The sequence below is a fragment of the Vreelandella halophytica genome (genome assembly GCF_968193635.1).
The window spans coordinates 88373-108764 of record NZ_OZ309107.1 but is presented as its reverse complement, the minus strand read 5'-3'; the positions used below and the strand labels follow the sequence as shown (position 1 = coordinate 108764).

Sequence of the window (20392 nt, the reverse complement as noted above, 5' to 3'; positions counted from 1 at the left end):
TTCGTTCATGCTCGACCCGCCTAAGCATAATGGCGCACATCAAAGTTCCGCATCAATTATCGATTAAACGTCTGTGTTCACGACTTACCGGGATTGACGAGTATAGCCTATGCTTTCATTGATGATGTGCTTGGGCCGTGACCAGCTTTGCTCAACCTCCAGGAGGAATACATGAGCGAGACTGGTGCTACGGCAGGCCGTCAAACCAGCTCGACCCCTAACGCTTCCAGAGGCGACACGGCAGAGAGTTTAAAAAACAACGCCACGCTTACGCGCTTGAAACAGCAAATGCGCGCGAGCCCGTTGGTTGTCTTAATCGTGGCAGCCGCGGCCTCTATCGCGTTGGTGGCTGCGCTTTTCATGTGGGCGGGCAGTCCCGAATACCGAGTGCTTTACAGCAACCTGGACGAAGCGGACGGCGGCCGGATCATCACCGAGCTCGATAGCCGCGCTATTCCCTATCGTTTCAGCGATAGCGGACAAGCGCTTCTGGTGCCCAGCGATCAGGTCCATATGCTACGACTCCAGCTTGCCGAACAGGGGCTTCCCCGGGGTGGCAATCAAGGCCTCGAGCTGATGGACAACCAGGCGTTCGGTATCAGCCAGTTTGCCGAGCAGGTCAACTTTCAGCGCGGGCTCGAAGGTGAGCTTGCCCGCTCGATCGAATCCCTGGGCCCGGTAGAGCGAGTGCGTGTTCACCTCTCTTTGGCCAAGCCCTCGGTATTTATTCGCGACCGTGAGCCGGCCAAGGCGTCTGTCGTACTCACGCTTTTGTCCGGACGCGTACTCGGGGAAGGCCAGGTCAGCGCGATTGTGCACATGGTATCGAGCAGCGTACCCGAGCTTGCCGCCGAAGACGTGACCGTCGTGGATCAAAACGGTCGCCTGCTCTCGGCAAAGGCCTCCCAGGGTAACGACCTGGACGGCACTCAGCTCGAGTACATTGCCGAGGTGGAGCGCTCCTATCAGCAGCGTATCGAAAACATCCTGACGCCGATTTTGGGAAGCGATAACGTGCGCGCTCAGGTCGCCGCTCAGATCGACTTCTCGCGGCGCGAACAAACCTCCGAGCGCTACGGGCCCAACCAGCCGCCGAACGAAGCGGCGGTGAGAAGCCGTCAGTTAAGCCTCTCCTTCGATGGCGAAGATCCGCTGGCGACCGGTATTCCTGGCGCGCTGAGCAATACGCCCCCGGGTACGGCCCCTTCGTTCATCAACCAGGAGGGCGAAGGCGAGGATGGCGAAGAGGCGCCGGAAAATGCGCTTTCGAACCTGCGCCAGGACGATGTCGTCAATTACGAAGTGGATCGTAGCATCGAGCACATTCAGCAGCGCCTCGGCCAGGTTCAACGCTTGTCCGCCGCGGTGGTCGTCAATTTCAGAACCGTGATCAACGGCGAAGGTGAAGCCGAGCAGGTCGCCCTGACGCCGGAAGAGGTGGGGCAGCTGGAGCGGCTGGTACAGCAGGCAATGGGCTTCTCCGAGGTTCGCGGCGATCAAATCGAAGTGGTCAATACGCCCTTCGTCCGCGCCAGCGACATCGAAGACGACACCGTCTGGTGGCAGCGCCCGGCAACGCTTTCGCTTGCCACGACCCTTGGACGCTACCTGATGGTCGCCCTTGTCGCGCTGCTGCTTTATCTGCTCATTCTGCGCCCGCTGATCAAGCGCTATACCCAGACGCCTCCCGCTGCAGCACCGACGGCGCCGGGTAGCACTTTCCGCGCAAGCGTTGGCGATGAAGAAGAAGGTGAAGGCGAGCTTGGCGAAGAGGGTGAGCGCTCGGAGTCGGAAGAAGACGACACCTACGCGGCGCGTCCCAAGCGCCGGCGTAAAACGTCTCTTTATGAGCACAATCTTAAAGACCTGCAGGATATGGCCAAGGACGACCCACGTATGGTCGCCATGATTATTCGCAGCTGGATGAATGCCAATGAGTAGCGCCATCGAACAAATGGGCGGCGCCCGTAAAAGCGCCATTCTCCTGCTCACGCTGGACGAAGACAGCGCGGCAGAGGTGTTCAAGTTTCTAAACGCCTCTGAGGTACAGGCGATCAGCCTCGAGATGGCCAAACTCGATCAGATTTCTCACGAGGACATGAAGGCCGTGCTGGAGGCTTTCCACCGCGAGACCGACGAGTTCGTGGCGCTGAACCTCAACTCGAGCGATCATATTCGCTCGGTATTGACCAAGGCGCTGGGCAGCGAACGCGCCTCGAGCCTGATCGAGGACATTCTCGAGAGCACCGGCAACAATTCGGGTATCGATGCGCTCAACCTGATGGAAGCCTCGATGGTGTCCGAGCTGATCCGCGATGAGCATCCGCAGATCATCGCCACGATCTTGATTCATCTGGAGCGCAATCAGGCCGCCGACATTCTCGAGCTCTTCGAGGAAAAGCTGCGTAACGACGTCGTGCTGCGGATTGCTACCTTCAGCGGCGTTCAGCCTGCCGCCCTCCAGGAGTTGACCGAAGTGCTGACCAGCATGCTGGACGGTCAGAACCTCAAGCGCAGCAAGATGGGCGGCGTAAGAACCGCAGCGGAAATTCTCAACCTGATGAACTCGTCCCAGGAAGAGGGCGCGATCGATACCGTGCGTGCCCACAACGAAGACCTGGCGCAGAAAATCATCGACGAGATGTTCCTGTTCGAGAATCTTCTCGACCTGGACAGCCGGGCGGTTCAGATGGTACTCCAGGAAGTCGAAACCAACTCGCTGGTTATCGCGCTCAAGGGCGCTCAGGAGGCTTTGGTGGACAAGTTTTTGCGCAACATGTCGCAACGCGCCGCGGATTTGGTGCGCGAAGACATGGAGGCCCGTGGCCCCATTCGCGTCTCTCAGGTCGAGACCGAGCAGAAAGCCATTCTGCAGGTGGTCCGCCGCCTGGCCGACTCCGGCGAGATAGTGCTGGCCGGCGGAGACGACGAGTATGTCTAGCGGCCGCACGAGCGAGTTCGACCGCCACGGCCAGTGGCAACGCTGGCAGATGGACGAGCTCCAGAGCCACGCGTTCGAGGCCGGTGATGACCATGCCGCCTCGCCAAGCGCTTATCAGCGCCGAGTCGCCGCCGCGCAAAAAGCCGCCGAGCAGGCACGTCTTCACGAGGAGCAAGAGCGTGAAGCCGTTTACGAACGCGTGCGCCGCGAAGCCGAACAGCAAGGCTATCAGGACGGCCTCGCCCAGGGCCATCAGGAGGGTTTGGAGCAAGGTCTGAAAGAGGGGCGCGAAGAGGCGCAAAAAACCCTCGACGAGCAGATTCATCATGCCATCAAGCCGCTCGAAATCCTGGCCAAACAGTTCGCTGACGCCCTGGAGCGCATCGACGACACCATCGCCGACGATTTGGTCGAGCTTGCCATGATGACCGGGCGCCAGCTCGCCCTCGACGCACTGGCCGAACAGCCCGAACAGGTTCTTCAACTGGTGCGCGAGCTTTTACATACCGAGCCGCCGCTCACCGGTCAGCAGCGCCTGTGGCTCAACCCGGACGACCACGCGCTTGTAGAAGAGCGGCTAGGCGTCGAGCTAAGCGCCGCCGGCTGGGCGCTGCAGCCCGACGACCAGCTTGCCCGCGGCGGATGCCGGGTGACCAGTGCTCAGGGGGAGCTCGATGCAACCTTCGAGAGTCGCTGGCAGGCCATCACCTCCCAGATGCGCAGGCGCAATAAACCCGCGGATACCGCCGGGGGCAACGCATGAACAGCGCCGCCCACCATACTCACACGCAGCACTGGCGCAAGGCGCTCACGCGGACCTCGCGCCGGGTAAGCCAGTTGCCCCACTACCGGCGTAGCGGCCGGGTAGTGCGCGCGACCGGCATGGTGATCGAGGTCGTGGGTCTGCGCGTGGCAGTAGGCAGCGCGTGCCGCATCGAACTGCCCAGCATGGACGGGCGGGTCAACGACAGCGAGGCGCATGCGGAAGCCGAAGTGGTAGGGTTTTCCGGCGAAAAGCTCTTTTTGATGCCGCTCGAGCAGATTTCCGGCCTCATGCCCGGTGCCCGCGTCTCTCCCCTGGTCGATGGCAGCGGCCATAGCGCGCGGCGCTTTCCCATTGGCGATGAGCTTTTAGGCCGGGTGCTCGACGGTAACGGCAACCCCCTGGATGACCGCGAAGGCATCGACGAGGTCGCCCGGGCGACGCTGCATACCGCACCACTCAACCCGCTGTCGCGCGCGCCGATCGACACCCCGATCGATGTCGGCATTCGCGCCATCAACGCGCTGTTAAGCGTTGGCAAGGGCCAGCGCATGGGCCTTTTTGCAGGCTCCGGCGTGGGTAAATCGGTGCTGCTGGGCATGATGGCGCGCTACACCCAGGCCGATGTTATCGTGGTCGGGCTGATCGGCGAGCGTGGCCGCGAAGTACAGGATTTTATCGACAATATTTTAGGCCCGGAGGGGCGCCGCCGCGCAGTGGTCGTGGCCGCCCCGGCGGACACCTCGCCGCTTCAACGCTTGCAGGGCGCCTCCTACGCCACACGCCTGGCCGAAGGCTTTCGCGACAGCGGGCGCAACGTGTTGCTGATTATGGACTCGTTGACCCGTTACGCCATGGCCCAGCGTGAGATCGCGCTGGCCATTGGCGAGCCGCCGGCGACCAAGGGCTATCCACCCTCGGTGTTCGCCAAACTGCCGGGGCTGGTCGAGCGCGCGGGTAACGCCGAACGCGGTGGTGGTTCGATCACGGCGTTTTACACCGTTTTGACCGAAGGCGATGACCAGCAGGACCCCATCGCCGACTCGGCCCGAGCGATTTTGGATGGCCATATCGTGCTGTCGCGCAGCCTGGCAGAGGCGGGGCACTACCCGGCCATCGATATCGAGGCGTCGATCAGCCGGGCCATGAACGCCGTTGCGACGGACGAGCAGATCAAACGAGCGCGGACCTTTAAACAGATTTTTTCACGCTATCAGCGCAATCGCGATTTGATCAGCGTGGGGGCGTACAGCCCCGGGCACGACCCTCGGCTGGACGAGGCGGTCAACCTGTTTCCAGAGCTCGAGCGCTTTTTGCAGCAAAGTATCGAAGAGCGCGCCACACTTGAAGAGTCAAGACAGGCACTAGTGCAGGTGGTGGGAGGCTAATATGCAGCATTCACAGCTCGACATTTTAACCAATCTGGCCCGGGACGCGCGCGACCAGGCGGGTAAGCTGTTGGCCGAAGAGCGCCAGAGCCAGCACCAAACCCAGGCGCAGCTCGAGTCGCTCAGCCGCTACCGCGCCGAGTACGCCGAGCGCCTACAAACGGCCATGCGCGACGGTATCGACCCGGCGACCATGTTCAACTATCAGCAGTTTTTGGCCTCGCTCGACGCCGCGCTCAGCCGCGCTCGTCAAGCGCTTACCGCCCAGCAAAAGCGCGTTCAACAAAGTCAGCAGCACTGGCAGCAGGAGCAGCGTAAACTCTCCTCCTACGACACCCTGGCATCGCGGCGGCTACTCGAAGAGCACCGCCGCCAGGAGCGGGCCGACCAGAAAGCCAACGACGAGTTCGTAACGTCCCAGACCGCCCGCCGTTCACCGGACAGTTCGCAGTAATGCGCGCGAGGATTTCAACACCATGACTATGTCGCTACTGCCATACACCAGCCAGGACCTCTCTAGCTCGAACCTCTCGAGCCAAGGTCTGCGCGGTGCGCTCACTACTTTGTCCGGCGCAACGCCCTCGCCCGGCGCCTCGGAAGGCTTTCAAACGGCGCTACGCCAGGCATTCGATACCCGCGCGGGTACGTCTCTAACCAGCGACCCGCTTCAAGCGTCGCAAGCGCCAGTCCAGGAGCACTTTCGCGCCGCGCTGGCCGCGTTGGGCGTCGAGCCCGATACGCTGGATGAAACCGATGCCAGCACACTGTCCGGTCAGCCGAAAACGTTGCCACAGGGCATGCTCGCGGACTTTCGCGATGCGATGAGCGCGCTAGGCGTGGACGGGGAAGCACTCGATGAAACCGCGCTACGCCAGGCGCTGGACACGCGCGCAGCCGCGCCTTTAGCCGGCCAGGCTCAGTCCCAGTCTCAACCCCAGGGTGCAGCGACGCTCGACGCCTTTCGTGATGCGCTGAGCGCGCTGGGCATGGACGCAGAGGCCCTCGATGAAACGGCGCTACGTCAGGCGCTTGATACGCTTGCAGCCACGCCTTCAGCCGGCCAGTCTCAGCCGCAGGACCCGGTGGCGCTCGACACCTTTCGCGAAGCCCTGACGGCACTGGGTATCGACGTCGGCACGCTCGATGACGCCTCCTTGAGCGCGCTTTTTAACGCCACCGGCCAAGTGCTGGCGGCCGATGTACCCAGCGGTCAGCGTCTCGAGAGCCTGGAAAACATGTTCGCCAGACTCAACGCTTCCGCGTCCGCTGACGAAAACCCGATAATGGCACCGCTTACCCTCAACACGGCCGGGACAACGCCCTTGTCCGGGCCGGCTGACGGCGTGGAAGAACAGAAGTGGGCCGACGCCCCGCTGGACGAAGTGCAGGCGCGCCTGGCGCTGATGGCGGCGTTTGCCGAAACACCGGCGAAGGCAGCCGAGCCCGGCATGCCCGAAACGGCGCAGCTCAATAGCGCAACACCGGCGACCTTTGCACTGAGTGAGGCGGCAAGCCAGGTGCTGAACGCCGCTAACGCTTTGCGCGCCGAGGCCGACCCGACCGCCAGGTGGGCAACCTCAGCCTCGGGTGAGACGCGGCCGACCTGGAGCGCTCAGGGCCCGGCTTCGCTCTATACCGCTGCCACGACCCTGTCTACCGCGCCCGATGGCGGCCTTACCCCGGCCCCGCTGGTAGCCCGCAGCGATGCGATGCCGGCAGCCACGGCGAGCCTGTTACAAACCGCTTCGGCGCCGGCCCCTTCGACGGGCGCCGAGCAGGCAGGCCTGGGAGCGGCCCCTGGCGGCGCACCGGTCGCAACACCGGGCAGTGCCAGCACGGCCATCAACGCACCGGTCACAAGTGCCGCGTTTCCTGAAAAGCTGGGCCAACAGCTGATTCAGCTGACCCAGCGCGGCGGTGAGCAGCACGTCAAGCTCGAGCTACACCCGGCAGAATTGGGGCCGCTTTCGATCTCGCTGAAAGTGAGCGAACACGGCACCCAGGCACAGTTTTTCTCGGCGCACGCCCAGGTTCGTCAGGTCGTCGAGCAGGCGATCCCTCAACTGCGCGAAGCGCTGGCCGCCCAGGGAATCTCACTGGGTGAGACCTCGGTTGGTGAACACGGTCAACCTAACGAGCAAGCCTTCGCCCAGGCGAATGGCGCTTCGGCTCGAGGCGGCGGCGACGCCGCCGAGGGTGGACTGGAGGGCATCGACGCAGGCCTGGCCACACCGGTGCGCCTGACGCTGGATGGGCGAGTCGACCTCTACGCGTGATGGTGGCCCCGGCGGGGCAGTCACAATCTCAACGCCTTAAAAAGCTAAGCCAAAAGATAGGCTCTCCTGGAGAGTCTGTTCATTTACTAAGCGGCTGGCTCATTAGGCATAATGCATGGCATTCGTCATACGCAAGGATCATGGGAACAGTCAATGGCAGAAGCAAGCGGTGGATCCAAGAAACTGCTTTATATAATGATCGTGCTGGTCGTCCTGTCGGCGCTCGGTGCCGCGGCCGCTGTTTACATGGTGCTGGGCGGCTCAAGCGACGATGAGGCGGGCCAGACCGAAGTGGTCGCCGAACCCGAGCCGCCGGTTTTCACACGTATCGAGCCCTTTACGGTGAACCTGGCGGACGACAACTACGGTTCACGCCTTCTGTATACCGGCATTACGCTGCGCGTCGGCGGTGAGCAGAGCAAGGCGATCATCGAAGAGCACATGCCCCAGGTACGCAGCCGCTTGCTGATTTTGTTGTCCGGCAAGCAGGCCAGTGAATTAACGTCTATCGAAGGTAAGGAGGCGCTTGCCCAAGCGATTATCAGCCGGCTCACCGTTCCACTAACGGAAAACCAGCCGCCGCTTGATCTGCAGGAAGTGCTGTTTACCGATTTTATCGTGCAATAACCTCGGGCGCGGGAGCCGTTCATGTCACAGGACGATCTACTGTCCCAGGAAGAAATCGACGCCTTGTTGAAAGGCGTCAGTGGAGATGAGGAGCCAGCAAGCACCTCCTCCTCTCCTTCAAAAGATGATCAGCGCATTCGTCCTTACGATCCGGCGACCCAGCACCGGGTCATCCGGGAGCGTCTGCACGCGCTGGATTTCATCAACGAACGTTTTGCCCGCTACTTTAGGAACGGGCTGTTCAACCTGATTCGTAGAAGCGCCGATATCACGGTGGAATCGGTTCGCTATCAAAGTTTTAGTGATTTTTCGCGCAACGTACCGGTGCCCACCAACCTCAACATCGTCTCCATGAAACCGCTACGCGGCTCGGCGCTGGTCGTCTTTCCGCCCAACCTGGTGTTCATGGTGGTGGATAACCTGTTTGGCGGTGACGGTCGCTTCGTGACCAAATCCGACGGCCGCGAATTCACCAATACCGAGCAGCGCATCATTCAGCGCCTGCTCAATTTGGCCATCGATGCCTACCAGGAGGCCTGGAAGGTCGTCCATCCGCTGGAGGTCAACTTCTTACGCTCCGAGGTACAGGCCAAATTCGCCAACATCACCAACTCGCCTAACGAGATCGTGGTGAATACCAAGTTCAATATCGAAGTAGGCAACCTTTCCAGCAGTTTTCAGATCTGTATGCCCTACGCCATGATCGAACCGCTGCGGGATCTTCTTGCCAACCCGATCAACGACAGCAACCACGACCACGACGGCACCTGGTCGCGGCGCATGGCCAGCGAACTTCGCCAGACAGAAGTCGAGCTGATTGCCGAGTTTGCCCGGATCCCAAGCCGAATCTCCCAGGTAATGGGGCTGAAAAAAGGCGATGTACTGCCCATGGACATTCCCAGCACCATTACTGCCAGCGTCGATGGTGTGCCTGTCATGGAGTGCGAGTACGGAAGCCAGCAGCAGCACCACGCCCTGCGCGTGCTTAGCGTGATCGACCACGGTGCCATGAATAACGCCGCGTCCCTGGACTTCATTAAAAGCCCGCGACGCCAATCCAAGGAACAAACGCATGACTGATCCTAACAAACCCGATCAACCTGTTTCCGACGATGATTGGGCGAACGCCATGTCTGAGCAAGTCCCCGAGTCGGACGCCGCCGGCGAAGAAGACCCCTGGGCGGCCGCCATGGCCGAACAGGAATCCGCCGAGCAAGAAAGCGCTGAACAAGCCCCGGAAGCCGAGCCGCAGCCCGCCGCCAGAGCGGCAAGCGAAGACATTTTCCGCCCGCTAAGCGGCGAAGGCGCTTCCAGTGTCTCCCGGGACCTGGAAATGATCATGGATATTCCGGTCAAGCTCACCGTCGAGCTCGGCCGGACCAAACTGACCATCAAGCAGCTTTTGGAGCTTGCCCAAGGCTCGGTCATCGAGCTCGAAGGGTTGGCCGGCGAGCCGATGGATATTCTGATCAATGGCTATCTAATCGCCCAAGGGGAGGTCGTGGTGGTGGAGGACAAGTACGGTATCCGCATCACCGAAATCATTACCCCCTCCGAGCGTATTCACAAACTCAACCGATGAGCGTCGCGACGTCTATAAGCCAGCCAGGCTCGGTCGATGCGCTGGGCTCGGATGCGCTGGTCGGTATGGCAGCGCTGGGTAAAACCGCCGCAGCGTTGGCGCTGGTGGTGGTTATCATTTTGCTGTGTACGGCACTTTTGAAGCGTATACAGCAAAAACGTTTCGATAGCGGTGCGCGGCTACGCGTGGTCGGCACGACAGCGGTAGGCGGACGCGAGCGCATCGTGGTGGTCGAGGTGGAGGATACCTGGCTGGTCGTGGGCGTTGGGGGTGGGCAAATCACCAAGTTGCACGAGCGCCCTGCCCCCACCGACCGCCAGGTGCCCGAAACGGAGGTGTCCGCCGGGTTCTCCCAGCGTCTGGCGAAGGCGATTTCGGGCCGCCGTTCTGATCCCGCCTCCTCCGAGTCAAGCCCCCCTCCATCGCCATGAGAGACGTCATGCCCCGTTATCGGTACCCTCTTCACGAGCGGCTCGCTTATGCACTGTTCGGTGCGCTGCCGTTTTTGCTGTTGATTTTGCTGCTCCCCAGCCTGGTCTCGCCCGCCGAGGCCCAGCAGCTCCCGCCCGGGCTGATCTCACAGCCGCTGGAGAATGGCGGCCAGCAGTGGTCACTTTCGTTACAAACGCTGCTACTCTTGAGCTCGCTGGCGTTTTTACCCGCCATGCTGTTAATGATGACCAGCTTTACGCGCATCATTATCGTTTTGAGTCTGTTGCGAACGGCGATGGGCACTCAGTCTACGCCGCCCAACCAGGTACTATTGGGTATCGCGCTATTTTTGACCTTTTTCATCATGTCGCCGGTGATCTCCGAGGTGTACGATACGGCCTGGCAGCCGCTCAGCAACGAGACGATCAATTTCGAAGAGTTTTTGGTGCGCGCTCAGGTGCCCTTTCGCGAATTCATGTTGGCGCAGACCCGGGAACCGGACCTGGCGCTGTTCGCGCGTTTGGCCGATGTCGGCCCCATGCAGGGTCCCGAGGATCTGCCCATACGGGTACTGCTGCCTGCCTTTGTCACCAGCGAACTGAAAACTGCCTTTCAAATCGGTTTTACGATTTTTATCCCGTTTTTGATCATCGACCTGGTCGTGGCCAGCACGCTGATGGCACTCGGGATGATGATGGTACCGCCGGTGACGATTTCGCTGCCGTTCAAACTGATGTTGTTCGTGCTGGTGGACGGCTGGCAGCTGTTGATTGGCTCACTGGCGCAAAGCTTTTACATGCTATAGCGCCTCGGTGACCCCCGAGCGAGAGGAGCGATCATGACCCCCGAAATCGTAATGAGCATGGCCTATCAGGGAATGCGTCTTACCCTGTTCATGGGCGCACCGGTACTGCTGGCGGCGCTGTTTACGGGCCTCATCATCAGCCTTTTTCAGGCCGCCACCCAGATCAACGAGATGACCCTGACGTTCATCCCCAAAATTCTGGCGGTCTTTACCGTGCTGGTACTGGCGGGCCCCTGGCTGATTGGCCTGATTACCGACTACACCCACCGGCTATTTACCAATATTCCCAATATGGTGATGTAGGGTGGTCGACATCACCTTTACCCAGCTTCAAGCCTGGCTTGTGGCTTTTTTTTGGCCCTTCGTGCGGATTACCGGCTTTATGGCCATCGCCCCGCTCTGGGGGCACTCGAGTATTCCCAATCAGGTCAAGGTAGGCCTGGCCGCGCTGGTCTCCATCGTGATCGCCCCCGTGCTTCCGCCTATGCCCGAGGTAGCGATCTTTTCCTGGGCAAGCCTTGGGATCATGATCGAACAGCTTCTGGTGGGCCTGGCCATGGGGCTGGTGATGCACATCATCTTTGCCGTGGTACAGGCCTCGGGCGAGTTCATCGGTTTGCAGATGGGTCTGGCGTTCGCCAGCTTTTTCGACCCGTCCAGCGGCACCAACATCATGGTGCTTTCGCGCATTCTCTATATGATCACGCTGCTCATGTTTCTAGCGCTGAACGCCCATCTCATGGTGCTGGAAACCCTGATCATGAGCTTTCAAACCCTGCCCGTCGGGCTGGGTGGCCTAAACCCCAACGCTTTTGAGCTGCTGGCCCGCTACGCCGGGACGATTTTCGCTTCGGGTATGCTGCTGGCGCTGCCTCTGGTGGCGTCTCTGCTCATCATCAGCTTGTCGCTGGGAATTCTCAACCGTTCGGCGCCTCAGCTCACCGTCTTCAATATCGGCTTTCCTACCTCGCTGACGGTGGGGTTGGTGCTATTGATGGTGCTAATGACCGATATTGGGCGCTTTTTGCAGCCGCTATTTAGCCAGGGCATCAACTTCATGCAGGGCCTGATCGAGACCATGGCGGGCCTGTAAAAAAGCCGCCCCAAGGGGCGGCTAAAAACCTGCTTCAAAAAAGCGGTTTGCGGCTTACAGGTAGTCGAATAGCGACATGCTGCTCATATCCACGAAGGTACGCTGGGCGGCCTGCATACCGACCTGGCGCAGGCTGTACTCGGAAATCGCCTCGACCATATCCAGATCAACCAAATCAGACATCGTTTGCGTGTAGTTCAACATGCGGTTACTGGCAACCGAGTCGACCACGTCCAGCTCGTTTAGCCGAGCGCCGGCCGAGGCGCGCTTCGTTAATACATTATCCAGCGCATTGTCGAGCTCATTCATCGAGGCCTTGAGCGTGCCATGCAGCTGCTCACCAGGTGTCGTCGGGTTCTCAAGCACGCTCAGCGCATCTTCGATCGTGCGAAAAAGGTCAGGGGCGGCTCCCGTCTCCTTTGCGCTGTTAGTTGCCTGTTTGAAAATCTCGTCGCCGGTCATGGTGACCTGCATACGCCGCGAGGAATCGATGCGCTGTTCACGGTTTTCAGTGCCGCCGACGTAGGATACGCCGCCACTTTCATTTTTCTCGAAGGGGGGCTTATCGTCCGCGTAGCCACCGAAAAGATAGCGGCCGTTGCCGTCGGCCGAGTTGGCCTGACCGATCAAGGTTTCGTAGACGCCACGCAGCTCGCTTGCAATCGACTCGCGGTCGGTAGCGCTCAGCGTATCGTTGGAAGCTTGAATCATCAGCCCTTTGGCGCTGGTGATCGAATCGCTGACGCTATTGAGGATACTCTCGGTTTGCGACAGCGAGTTGCGCGCCGATACGCGCGAGTCCGTGAACTGCTCGGTCATCGCCATGGACTGGGCAACGCCGACCGAACGTGAGGCGGCCTGCGGGTCGTCGGAGGGGTTGACCACCCGGCGGCCGCTGGCAAGCTGCTGGCTCACCTTCAAAAAATCGCTTTGCTGGCGGTTGATGGAGGCCGAGCTTTGTTCGTACATGGTAACGGTGCTTATACGCATAGTAGGTATCTCCCCTAGCTCCGCAGATTCAGAATGGTATCCAACAGGGTGCCAGCGGTATCGATCACTCGTGCGTTAGCCGCGTAGAACTGCTGGTAGCGAATCAAGTTGGCCGCCTCTTCATTGAGGTTGACGCCGGACTCGGACTGCTGCACCGCGCGCAGCTGGTCGGTCAGCCCCTGGCGGGCGTCCAGGTTCACCTGGGTAATGTTGGTGCGATTACCCACATCGGAGACCATCGCACCGTAGGCGCCACTGAGAGAGGCGCTACCACCTACAACACTTCGGTTACTTTGCAGATCCTGCAGGGCGAGCGCATTGCGGTTATCGCCAGCGGAGCCTTCGGTGCCTGCCGCAATTTTGCTCGGGTCATCAAACGCTGTCTCCATGCCCGCCCCCGCTCGGCGTACGGGCTGGATTTCGAAGCGATCACCCGTTCGTGGAGCGCCATCGAACTCGATGCTGAGACCACCAAACTTTAGCCCTTGTCCCGCATCCCAGGCCGCCTGATCGAACTCTACGGCACTGCCGCTACCCTTACGCGTAACGCTTGGCTGGCCATCGTCGAAACGCACGGTATAGTCCGTTGCCCTAAGCTGATCGATATTGCTAACGTCGAACGTTATCGACGACACCTCAGCATCACCCTTGTTTTTCAGGTTCGCATAGGCCTGTGGTTCGCGTAGGGAGAAGAAGTCGCCTCCCTGTTCACCCTTTAGATCTACGCCCTCCTTGTGCTGCTCATTGAATGCTACCGAGAGCGATACGGCCAGCTGACCAATCTGATTTTGGGTTTTGTCCAGGGTTTCGGCGCGGAAACTCATCAGCCCACCAAGCGAGCCCCCCTTGATGGAGGATTCACTGAGTTGAATGGTGCTACCCGCGCCGTCACGGTAGCCCACTACCGTACGTTCTGGATCATTGTCAGCCTGAACGGCTTCGAGCCTAAAGCTCGATGTGCCGGTCACCAGCGGCTGTCCATTGGGCAGGCTAACGTTATAGGTTTTACCGTCTTGAACATCCAGGCGCAGATCCATACGCTCATTGAGCTCGGATATTAGTTGATCACGCTGGTTGAGCAAACTATTGGGAGCCTCACCGGAGCGCGCCCGCGCCAGGGAAATCTCCCTATTGAAGCTGGCAATTTGCTCGACGGTGTTGTTGATCTGGGTAACTTCATCCTTTATTTGGCTATTGATGTTGTCCTGCATATCCTGCAAATAGCCATCGAAGGAGCGGAACTGGGCGCTCAACGTATCCGCCGTCCCCATCACGCCTTGACGAGAAGCGGGGTCTGACGGCGCACTGGCCAGATCTTCAAGGGAAGAGAAAAAATCCTGTATCAGCGGCGAAAGGCCCGCTTCGCGGTCGGCCAGCAGGTTGTCGATCTGCGATATTTGCCCCGCATAGGTCTCAAGCGCGCTGGACTGGGTCTTGGCGTTATTGAGCTGGTTAGCCACGTACGTGTTGAACTGGCGCTCGATGGCGTCCACGCGCACGCCGCCGCCCACGTTGCCTTCACTGAGCTTGGGCAACTCGCGATTATAGCCGGGCGTGAACAGGTTGCTGATATTGTTACTGGTCGCGCCGAGCGCTCTTTGCGCTGTATTCAGGCCACTTAAGCCTGTTGAAAACATGCTCATGGTTCAAATCCTCAAGCTGATACTCATTTATCGGCAGCGCGGTGCACAACTTGAATGACGTTAACGTGCGTCGGCCAAAAACGCCGGCCCGGTGGGCAGCGGCCCCATGGTGTTCATGATGGCGACGAGCTTATCGGCGTAGCGCGGGTCGGTGGCGTAGCCGCCACGCTGTAGCTCACGAGCGGCCTGCTCGGCATTTTGCGCCTCGACGACACCAGCGTAGCGCGGGTTTTTACCGATCAAGTTGGCATAGTCGGTAAAGGCGTGCTCGAAGGAGTCATAGACTCTAAACGTGTCCACCATCTGGGTGCGCTGACCATTGAGATATTCGTGGGTCGTGATATCGGTGGTATTGCCCTTCCAATGGCTACCTGCCTTGATGCCGAACAGGTTATGGCTGTTGCGCCCTTCGTGGGTCGCGATTTCGTGTCGGCCCCAGCCGGTCTCAAGCGCGGCCTGAGCCAGAATCAGCTCGGCGGGAACGCCACTCGCCCGGCTGGCGGCCTGGGCAGGCTCGGAAAGCGTGGCCATGAACCGCTTCACGTGATCCGGCGCGTTGGGGTTGATCACCGGTGCCGTCATGGGCGCGTTGGCCGCGGCGGCGGGCGCGTTACCAAGCGACTCGGCGCTCGCTTGCGGCGCAACCTGGCCCTGGCGGATCGCTTCGAGTTCGCTCAAGAAGCGCCCGCTTGCTTGGCCGCCCGGGCCTGGGGGCTGTAGCGGGTCATCCAGCACGCGCGGCGTACCCCGCGGGATACCGGCAATCAGCGCCTGAGTCTCATCGTCGCCTTGAGCAGTGCCCTTGATAGCGCCCTGGCGCTGGAGCTGCTCGTACAGTACGTCGGCCAGGCCCATACCTTTATCGGCAATGACTTGGGACCACTGTTGATCGAGCATTTGCTGATAGGTGTCGGTCGTACTGCTGCTCATCAATCCGGAGGAGGGAATCGCTTCGCGCATGCTTTTCATCATCATCTGCACGAACAGCGCTTCGAACTGCTGGGCAGCGCCGTAGGCGCCCTCTTCCGGGTCGACCCGGGCGTTGTGCTGCATGCGCTGAAAGCCGTTCATATCGAAGGCGAGCTGGTTGGCCATGCTGTTGACACTCATCAGATCACCTCGAGCTCGGCGCGCAGCGACCCGGAGGCTTTTAGCGCCTCCAGAATCGACATCAAGTCCTGGGGCGTGGCGCCTAGTGCGTTCAAGGCGTTGACCACGTCGTTGAGCTGAGCACCTTCGACGATCTGCAGGTAGGCCTCTTGCTGCTCGATATCGATATCGGCATTGGGTACCACCACGGTCTCACCCTGGCCAAAAGGCGCTGGCTGGCTAACACCGAACTGCGAATCGATCATGATGGAGAGATTACCGTGGGCAACCGCCGCTTGGCGCAGCGTAACGGCACTATTCATGACCAGCGAGCCGGTACGCGAGTTAAGCACCACCCGCGCCGGGGCGTCCATGGGTGTGAGCTCGACGTTTTCCACGCGGGCCATGAAATTTACCCGCAGGTTGGCGTCCATGGGGCCATCCAGAGCAATGACGCGTCCATTACGCGCGTAGGCCACCGACTGGCCGAATTCGTTGTTGATCGCCGTCACCATGCGCTGCACGGTGCCAAAGTCGGAATCATTGAGCTGGAGCTCCAAAAGCCCGCCATTGCCGCCCAGATTGAGCGCTACTTCGCGCTCGACCAGGGCACCATTGGGAATGCGCCCGGCCGCCTGCTGGTTGATCTGCACGCTGCTGCCGCCCGCCTGAGCGCCCGCCCCGCCGACCAGCATATTGCCCTGGGCAATCGCGTAGGTATCGCCGTCGGCGCCTTTCAGGGGCGTCATCAACAGCGTGCCGCCGCGCAGGCTACGGGCGTTGGCAATCGACGAGACGACGATGTCCAAACGCTGGCCCGGGCGAGCAAACGGCGGCAGATCGGCGGTGACCATGACCGCCGCTACGTTACGCAGCTGTAAATTGGTGCCCGGCGGCACGCTAACGCCAAGCTGCGAGAGCATATTGGTCAAACTCTGGCTGGTAAACGGCGCCTGGGTGGTCTGGTCACCGGTGTTATCGAGACCCACGACCAGGCCGTAGCCGACGAGCTGGTTGTCTCGCACACCGGCGAAATTGGCAAGCTCGCGTACGCGTTCGGCAAAGGCGTTGCTTGCGACCAGACATAGCGCTATCAGAGCCATCGCCTGAATCCAGCGCTTGACGTGTAACCTTGAAGTCATCACAACTCTCTTCTCGAGCGCCTAGAACGGCGAGACGTTAAGGAAGAAGCGCTGCAACCAACCCATGTGCTGCGCCTCGTTGATATAGCCATCGCCCACGTACTCGATGCGCGCATCGGCCACCTGGTTGGAAGGCACCGTGTTGGCCGCGGTCACCGTTTGCGGGTTGACGACCCCGGAGAAGCGGATGAACTCGGTCCCCTGATTGATCGCGATCTGCTTTTCACCGCGCACCCGCAAATTGCCGTTATTGAGCACTTCCAGTACCGAGACGGTGATCGTGCCGGTCATGGTGTTGTTCGCTTGGGTAGCGCCGCTGCCAGAGAAAATATTGTCACTGGCGACATCGAAACCGTAATCTTCCAGAAAGTCGATGATATCGGGAATCTGAGCCAAATCGAGCGAAGCCGAGCCGCTGCGGTTAGCGCTCGACTGCGAGGTCTGACTCGCGCTGACCTGCTCGTTGAGCACGATGGTCAGGATATCGCCGATCGCCCGAGGGCGGCGGTCCTCGAACAGCGGCTGATAGCCACGGCGCGACTGGTAGATCGAACCGTTGGCCACCGCCGGCGGCCGGTCCACAATATCGATCTGCTCCTGCTCGCCGACGACCGAAGCACGAGGAATCTGTGCACACCCAGCGGCGGTTACTATCAATAGCATGAGAGCCAACTGCGCTAAACGGCGAAAAGCGGTGTTTTTAAGCATCTTACGACCTCGGAAGCCTCTATCAAGCGCTCCTTGATACAGGATTAGAGCTGGCTCAGGCGGGCCAGCATCTCATCGCTGGTAGACACCGCTCGGCTGTTGATTTCATAGGCGCGCTGGGTCTGGATCATGTTGACCATCTCTTCCACCACGTTGACGTTGGAGGTCTCTACGTAGCCCTGGAACAGACGCCCGGCACCGTTATTACCCGGAACATCCTGGTTGGGCGCCCCGGATGCGCCTGTCTCCAGGTAGAGGTTGCCGCCCACACTCTCAAGACCGGCCGGGTTGATGAACGAGGCAACGTTGATCTGGCCGATATCCGCATCCTGGGCAATGCCGGGCTGGCGAACGCTGACCGTACCATCCTCGCCAATAGCGACTGACAGCGCATTGGGTGGCACGAAGATAGCGGGCTCGAGGGGGTAACCATTCGCGGTCACCATTTGGCCGTTTTCATTGAGCTGAAAACCACCATCCCGGGTATAGCCCACCGTGCCATCCGGCAGCAGCACCTGGAAAAAGCCATCGCCGTCGATTGCGAGATCCCGGGAGTTGCCGGTTTGCTCCAAACCGCCCTGAGTATGCAGACGCTCGGTGGCCACGGCACGGACACCGGTACCCACCTGCATGCCCGAAGGCAGGCGATCCTGAATGTTGTTCTGGGCGCCAGGCTGGCGCATGTTTTGATACAGAAGATCTTCAAAGACCGGGCGCGAGCGTTTGAAACCGTTGGTGCTCACGTTGGCCAGGTTGTTGGAGATCACGTCGAGCTTGGTCTGCTGCGACTCGAGCCCCGTTTTTGCCGTCCACAACGACTTAATCATGGTGTCTTCCCTCTAAACCAGGCGGCTGGGATCAGCCTTGAAGTGATAGCATGCTGTTGGCGCGCTGGGCGTTCTCGTCGGCGTTGCTGAGCATGCGCATCTGCATGTCATAGCGGCGCGCAACGTCGATCATCGACACCATGGCGTCGACTGCACTGACGTTGCTGCCTTCGAGCGCTCCGCTCACCAAACGCGCATCTTCGTTAGCTGCCAGCACACCGGGCTCGCCTTCTTCATTGAGCGGCGCGCGAAACAAGCCATCTTCGCCACGGGTAAGCGCGAGCTCATCCGGCGTTACCAGCTTGATACGACCGACATCCACGAGCGCTTCCGGCCCTTCGCCCTGGGGGATAGCGCTAATGGTGCCGTCGGCACCGATCGAAATTTGCGCGCCCTGCGGAAGCGCAATCGGCCCGCCATCGCCCATCACCGGACGACCGACGCTAAGCAACACGCCGTCGCTATCGATTTGCAAATCACCGCGGCGGGTATAGGTTTCGCTGCCGTCGTCGGCCTGCACCGCCATCCAGGCGTTGTCCTGCATGGCGACATCCAGGCCGCGTCCGGTACGCTCGATCGGCCCTTGTGAAAAGTCGGTTCCCGGCGTCGTGGTCACCGCCGAGACGCGCGTGTGCAGCGCACCCGCACCCTCGACGGGCACCGAGCGCGCCGCCTGCAACTGTGCACGAAACCCCGCCGTGGAGACGTTGGAGAGGTTCTGGCTCACCACCGACTGCTGATCCATGGCGTTCTTGGCTCCGCTCATGGCGGTATACAGCATTCTATCCACGTGCTTGCTCCTTACACAGGTGACCGGCTATTAAAGGTTAATAATGGTCTGCAGGAGTTCGTCCTGAGTGCTGATGGTATTGGAGTTCGCCTGGTAGGCGCGTTGAGCGACGATCATATCGACCAGCTCACGGGCGAGTTCCACGTTGGAGGCTTCAACAGCGCCTGCCTGAATTTGGCCATACTGACCGGAACCGGGAGCTCCCGTATTAGCGACACCCGAACTATTAGTAGCGGCCCATAGATTATTGCCTAACGGGCGCAACCCTTCTTCATTTCGGAAAGAGTCCAATGCAATCTGGCCTGCGGGGCGAGACTGTTCATTAGAGAAGTTACGCATTACGGTACCATCACCAAGCACTTCGATACCGACCAACGCACCTGATGTATAGCCATCCTGACTAAATTCGCGGCGTGCTGACGTGCTGGCAAACTGCGTGCTTCCATCAAAACTCAAATCAAAAGAAACCTCTTCGGCCTCGGTTCCACCGGGGAAATTAATCGTCGTGCTTGCTCCCCCACCTACTCCGGTTACGGTACCGTTAGCATCTGTTGTCAAACGTCCGCTAGGCGTAAAGTTAAGTGTGAAAGTATTTCTTTGCACACCATCGGTAACCGCTGTCGCAGTCCACTGGTTTCCTTCACCCCTCTCAAAATAAGTCGATACGTTTATCGCATTACCCAAGGAGTCATAAGCAGTGAAATTATTCGAGAAGTGGTAATCGAGTTCATCGCCATTGGCTAATTCGACCGTATTTAAACCACTCCCTTGAACGGTTGAAGCGTCCAGGTTAAGCAGAATATCGGCGCCCGTAGTAGCCCTTGCGGGTATATCATTCGCAGACACATTGAGCGGAATCGGATCGCTTCCCGCCAGCACGTTAGAAAAAGGAAACGCTGATTGCTCGGCCGTATCCTCTGTCACCGAGGGGTCCAAACCATACCCCATCAGTCGGGCGCCCTGGGCATTAACGATATCGCCATTAGCCGCCAGGCTAAACTCACCATTTCTTGAAAAGCCCACTTCACCGGATGACTGTTGCAGGCGGTAGAAGCCGTTTCCGGAAATAGCCAAGTCAAGATTACGGTTCGTGCTTTCGATACTGCCTTGTGAAAAGTTCTGGCGTGTATCAGATACCCTGACACCTATTCCCTGAGAGTTAGCGAACACATCGGCAAAACGCACGCTCGAGCTTTTGTAGCCCACGGTTTGTGAGTTGGCGATGTTGTTACCAGCAGAATTCAGCCTTTCTGATTGGGCGTTGATACCCGAGACAGCTGTCGTGAATGACATGGT

Annotated in this window: 21 protein-coding genes; 13 read left to right on the top strand and 8 right to left on the bottom strand. The window is 59.9% G+C overall.

Annotation, left to right across the window (positions count from 1 at the left end):
- The first annotated feature begins 171 nt into the window (after positions 1–171).
- The 13 genes from fliF (at position 172) to fliR (ending at position 11907) form a co-directional block, all read left to right on the top strand.
- Positions 172–1941 (top strand): flagellar basal-body MS-ring/collar protein FliF, encoded by a 1770-nt coding sequence (gene fliF / locus ACWHXT_RS00500; RefSeq protein ID WP_447956865.1) that lies wholly within the window; start codon positions 172–174, stop codon positions 1939–1941.
- Positions 1934–2941 carry a flagellar motor switch protein FliG gene (gene fliG, locus ACWHXT_RS00495; protein WP_447927612.1) on the top strand — a complete coding sequence of 336 codons (1008 nt, stop codon included), beginning with the start codon at positions 1934–1936 and terminating at the stop codon, positions 2939–2941. Before fliF ends, fliG begins: the two co-directional genes overlap by 8 nt.
- Entirely contained in the window at positions 2934–3704 is a 771-nt protein-coding gene (locus ACWHXT_RS00490; RefSeq protein WP_447956864.1) for a flagellar assembly protein FliH, read from the top strand. The genes fliG and ACWHXT_RS00490 overlap by 8 nt, the downstream gene beginning before the upstream one ends.
- Positions 3701–5092, top strand: coding sequence for a flagellar protein export ATPase FliI (gene fliI, locus ACWHXT_RS00485; RefSeq protein WP_447927610.1), 1392 nt, complete (start codon positions 3701–3703; stop codon positions 5090–5092). Before ACWHXT_RS00490 ends, fliI begins: the two co-directional genes overlap by 4 nt.
- A gap of 1 nt (position 5093) precedes the next feature.
- Entirely contained in the window at positions 5094–5546 is a 453-nt protein-coding gene (fliJ, locus tag ACWHXT_RS00480; protein ID WP_447927609.1) for a flagellar export protein FliJ, read from the top strand.
- Positions 5547–5568: 22 nt separating this feature from the next.
- Entirely contained in the window at positions 5569–7368 is a 1800-nt protein-coding gene (locus ACWHXT_RS00475; RefSeq protein WP_447956863.1) for a flagellar hook-length control protein FliK, read from the top strand.
- Between the two features lie 153 nt (positions 7369–7521).
- The gene (gene fliL, locus ACWHXT_RS00470) at positions 7522–7995 is read left to right on the top strand and encodes a flagellar basal body-associated protein FliL (RefSeq protein WP_447527345.1); all 474 of its coding nucleotides are present in this window, start codon (positions 7522–7524) and stop codon (positions 7993–7995) included.
- A gap of 21 nt (positions 7996–8016) precedes the next feature.
- A complete protein-coding gene (gene fliM / locus ACWHXT_RS00465) occupies positions 8017–9075 on the top strand; it encodes a flagellar motor switch protein FliM (RefSeq protein ID WP_447927607.1) in 1059 nt (352 codons plus the stop codon).
- Positions 9068–9577: a flagellar motor switch protein FliN gene (gene fliN, locus ACWHXT_RS00460; RefSeq protein ID WP_447927606.1), complete on the top strand. Its 510-nt coding sequence runs from the start codon at positions 9068–9070 to the stop codon at positions 9575–9577. The genes fliM and fliN overlap by 8 nt, the downstream gene beginning before the upstream one ends.
- Positions 9574–10008: a flagellar biosynthetic protein FliO gene (fliO, locus tag ACWHXT_RS00455; protein WP_447956862.1), complete on the top strand. Its 435-nt coding sequence runs from the start codon at positions 9574–9576 to the stop codon at positions 10006–10008. Before fliN ends, fliO begins: the two co-directional genes overlap by 4 nt.
- An 8-nt stretch (positions 10009–10016) precedes the next feature.
- Positions 10017–10814: a flagellar type III secretion system pore protein FliP gene (gene fliP / locus ACWHXT_RS00450; protein WP_447927604.1), complete on the top strand. Its 798-nt coding sequence runs from the start codon at positions 10017–10019 to the stop codon at positions 10812–10814.
- Between the two features lie 33 nt (positions 10815–10847).
- The gene (gene fliQ / locus ACWHXT_RS00445) at positions 10848–11117 is read left to right on the top strand and encodes a flagellar biosynthesis protein FliQ (RefSeq protein WP_447527340.1); all 270 of its coding nucleotides are present in this window, start codon (positions 10848–10850) and stop codon (positions 11115–11117) included.
- Position 11118: 1 nt separating this feature from the next.
- Positions 11119–11907 carry a flagellar biosynthetic protein FliR gene (fliR, locus tag ACWHXT_RS00440; RefSeq protein WP_447927603.1) on the top strand — a complete coding sequence of 263 codons (789 nt, stop codon included), beginning with the start codon at positions 11119–11121 and terminating at the stop codon, positions 11905–11907.
- Between the two features lie 54 nt (positions 11908–11961).
- On the opposite strand, the gene flgL is transcribed toward fliR, so the two are convergent.
- The 8 genes from flgL to flgE all read right to left on the bottom strand — a co-directional run bounded on the left by flgL (position 11962) and on the right by flgE (position 20389).
- Positions 11962–12897 carry a flagellar hook-associated protein FlgL gene (gene flgL, locus ACWHXT_RS00435; protein ID WP_447956861.1) on the bottom strand — a complete coding sequence of 312 codons (936 nt, stop codon included), beginning with the start codon at positions 12895–12897 and terminating at the stop codon, positions 11962–11964.
- 14 nt (positions 12898–12911) lie between these two features.
- Positions 12912–14540, bottom strand: a complete 1629-nt coding sequence (gene flgK, locus ACWHXT_RS00430) for a flagellar hook-associated protein FlgK (RefSeq protein ID WP_447956860.1) — start codon at positions 14538–14540, stop codon at positions 12912–12914.
- Positions 14541–14600: 60 nt separating this feature from the next.
- Positions 14601–15650 (bottom strand): flagellar assembly peptidoglycan hydrolase FlgJ, encoded by a 1050-nt coding sequence (gene flgJ, locus ACWHXT_RS00425; protein ID WP_447956859.1) that lies wholly within the window; start codon positions 15648–15650, stop codon positions 14601–14603.
- The gene (locus ACWHXT_RS00420; RefSeq protein WP_447530482.1) at positions 15650–16732 is read right to left on the bottom strand and encodes a flagellar basal body P-ring protein FlgI; all 1083 of its coding nucleotides are present in this window, start codon (positions 16730–16732) and stop codon (positions 15650–15652) included. The genes flgJ and ACWHXT_RS00420 overlap by 1 nt, the downstream gene beginning before the upstream one ends.
- Before the next feature lie 60 nt (positions 16733–16792).
- Positions 16793–17434 (bottom strand): flagellar basal body L-ring protein FlgH, encoded by a 642-nt coding sequence (locus ACWHXT_RS00415; RefSeq protein WP_447894828.1) that lies wholly within the window; start codon positions 17432–17434, stop codon positions 16793–16795.
- An 89-nt stretch (positions 17435–17523) separates the two neighbouring features.
- The gene (gene flgG / locus ACWHXT_RS00410; RefSeq protein WP_447527334.1) at positions 17524–18306 is read right to left on the bottom strand and encodes a flagellar basal-body rod protein FlgG; all 783 of its coding nucleotides are present in this window, start codon (positions 18304–18306) and stop codon (positions 17524–17526) included.
- 31 nt (positions 18307–18337) lie between these two features.
- Positions 18338–19096 carry a flagellar basal body rod protein FlgF gene (locus tag ACWHXT_RS00405; RefSeq protein ID WP_447894827.1) on the bottom strand — a complete coding sequence of 253 codons (759 nt, stop codon included), beginning with the start codon at positions 19094–19096 and terminating at the stop codon, positions 18338–18340.
- 30 nt (positions 19097–19126) lie between these two features.
- Complete coding sequence (gene flgE / locus ACWHXT_RS00400) at positions 19127–20389, bottom strand: flagellar hook protein FlgE (protein WP_447956858.1); 1263 nt, start codon at positions 20387–20389, stop codon at positions 19127–19129.
- Between the last annotated feature and the right edge of the window lie 3 nt (positions 20390–20392).

Bases quoted from the DNA above. Each gene is read 5' to 3' on its own strand.
- ACWHXT_RS00490 (WP_447956864.1), top strand. From the start codon at position 2,934: ATGTCTAGCGGCCGCACGAGCGAGTTCGACCGCCACGGCCAGTGGCAA.
- ACWHXT_RS00420 (WP_447530482.1), bottom strand. From the start codon at position 16,732: ATGGCTCTGATAGCGCTATGTCTGGTCGCAAGCAACGCCTTTGCCGAA.
- fliN (WP_447927606.1), top strand. From the start codon at position 9,068: ATGACTGATCCTAACAAACCCGATCAACCTGTTTCCGACGATGATTGG.
- ACWHXT_RS00415 (WP_447894828.1), bottom strand. From the start codon at position 17,434: ATGCTATTGATAGTAACCGCCGCTGGGTGTGCACAGATTCCTCGTGCT.
- ACWHXT_RS00475 (WP_447956863.1), top strand. From the start codon at position 5,569: ATGACTATGTCGCTACTGCCATACACCAGCCAGGACCTCTCTAGCTCG.
- fliJ (WP_447927609.1), top strand. From the start codon at position 5,094: ATGCAGCATTCACAGCTCGACATTTTAACCAATCTGGCCCGGGACGCG.
- fliQ (WP_447527340.1), top strand. From the start codon at position 10,848: ATGACCCCCGAAATCGTAATGAGCATGGCCTATCAGGGAATGCGTCTT.
- fliG (WP_447927612.1), top strand. From the start codon at position 1,934: ATGAGTAGCGCCATCGAACAAATGGGCGGCGCCCGTAAAAGCGCCATT.
- fliL (WP_447527345.1), top strand. From the start codon at position 7,522: ATGGCAGAAGCAAGCGGTGGATCCAAGAAACTGCTTTATATAATGATC.
- fliO (WP_447956862.1), top strand. From the start codon at position 9,574: ATGAGCGTCGCGACGTCTATAAGCCAGCCAGGCTCGGTCGATGCGCTG.
- flgJ (WP_447956859.1), bottom strand. From the start codon at position 15,650: ATGAGTGTCAACAGCATGGCCAACCAGCTCGCCTTCGATATGAACGGC.
- flgG (WP_447527334.1), bottom strand. From the start codon at position 18,306: ATGATTAAGTCGTTGTGGACGGCAAAAACGGGGCTCGAGTCGCAGCAG.
- flgK (WP_447956860.1), bottom strand. From the start codon at position 14,540: ATGAGCATGTTTTCAACAGGCTTAAGTGGCCTGAATACAGCGCAAAGA.
- fliF (WP_447956865.1), top strand. From the start codon at position 172: ATGAGCGAGACTGGTGCTACGGCAGGCCGTCAAACCAGCTCGACCCCT.
- fliP (WP_447927604.1), top strand. From the start codon at position 10,017: ATGCCCCGTTATCGGTACCCTCTTCACGAGCGGCTCGCTTATGCACTG.
- flgL (WP_447956861.1), bottom strand. From the start codon at position 12,897: ATGCGTATAAGCACCGTTACCATGTACGAACAAAGCTCGGCCTCCATC.
- fliI (WP_447927610.1), top strand. From the start codon at position 3,701: ATGAACAGCGCCGCCCACCATACTCACACGCAGCACTGGCGCAAGGCG.
- flgE (WP_447956858.1), bottom strand. From the start codon at position 20,389: ATGTCATTCACGACAGCTGTCTCGGGTATCAACGCCCAATCAGAAAGG.
- fliM (WP_447927607.1), top strand. From the start codon at position 8,017: ATGTCACAGGACGATCTACTGTCCCAGGAAGAAATCGACGCCTTGTTG.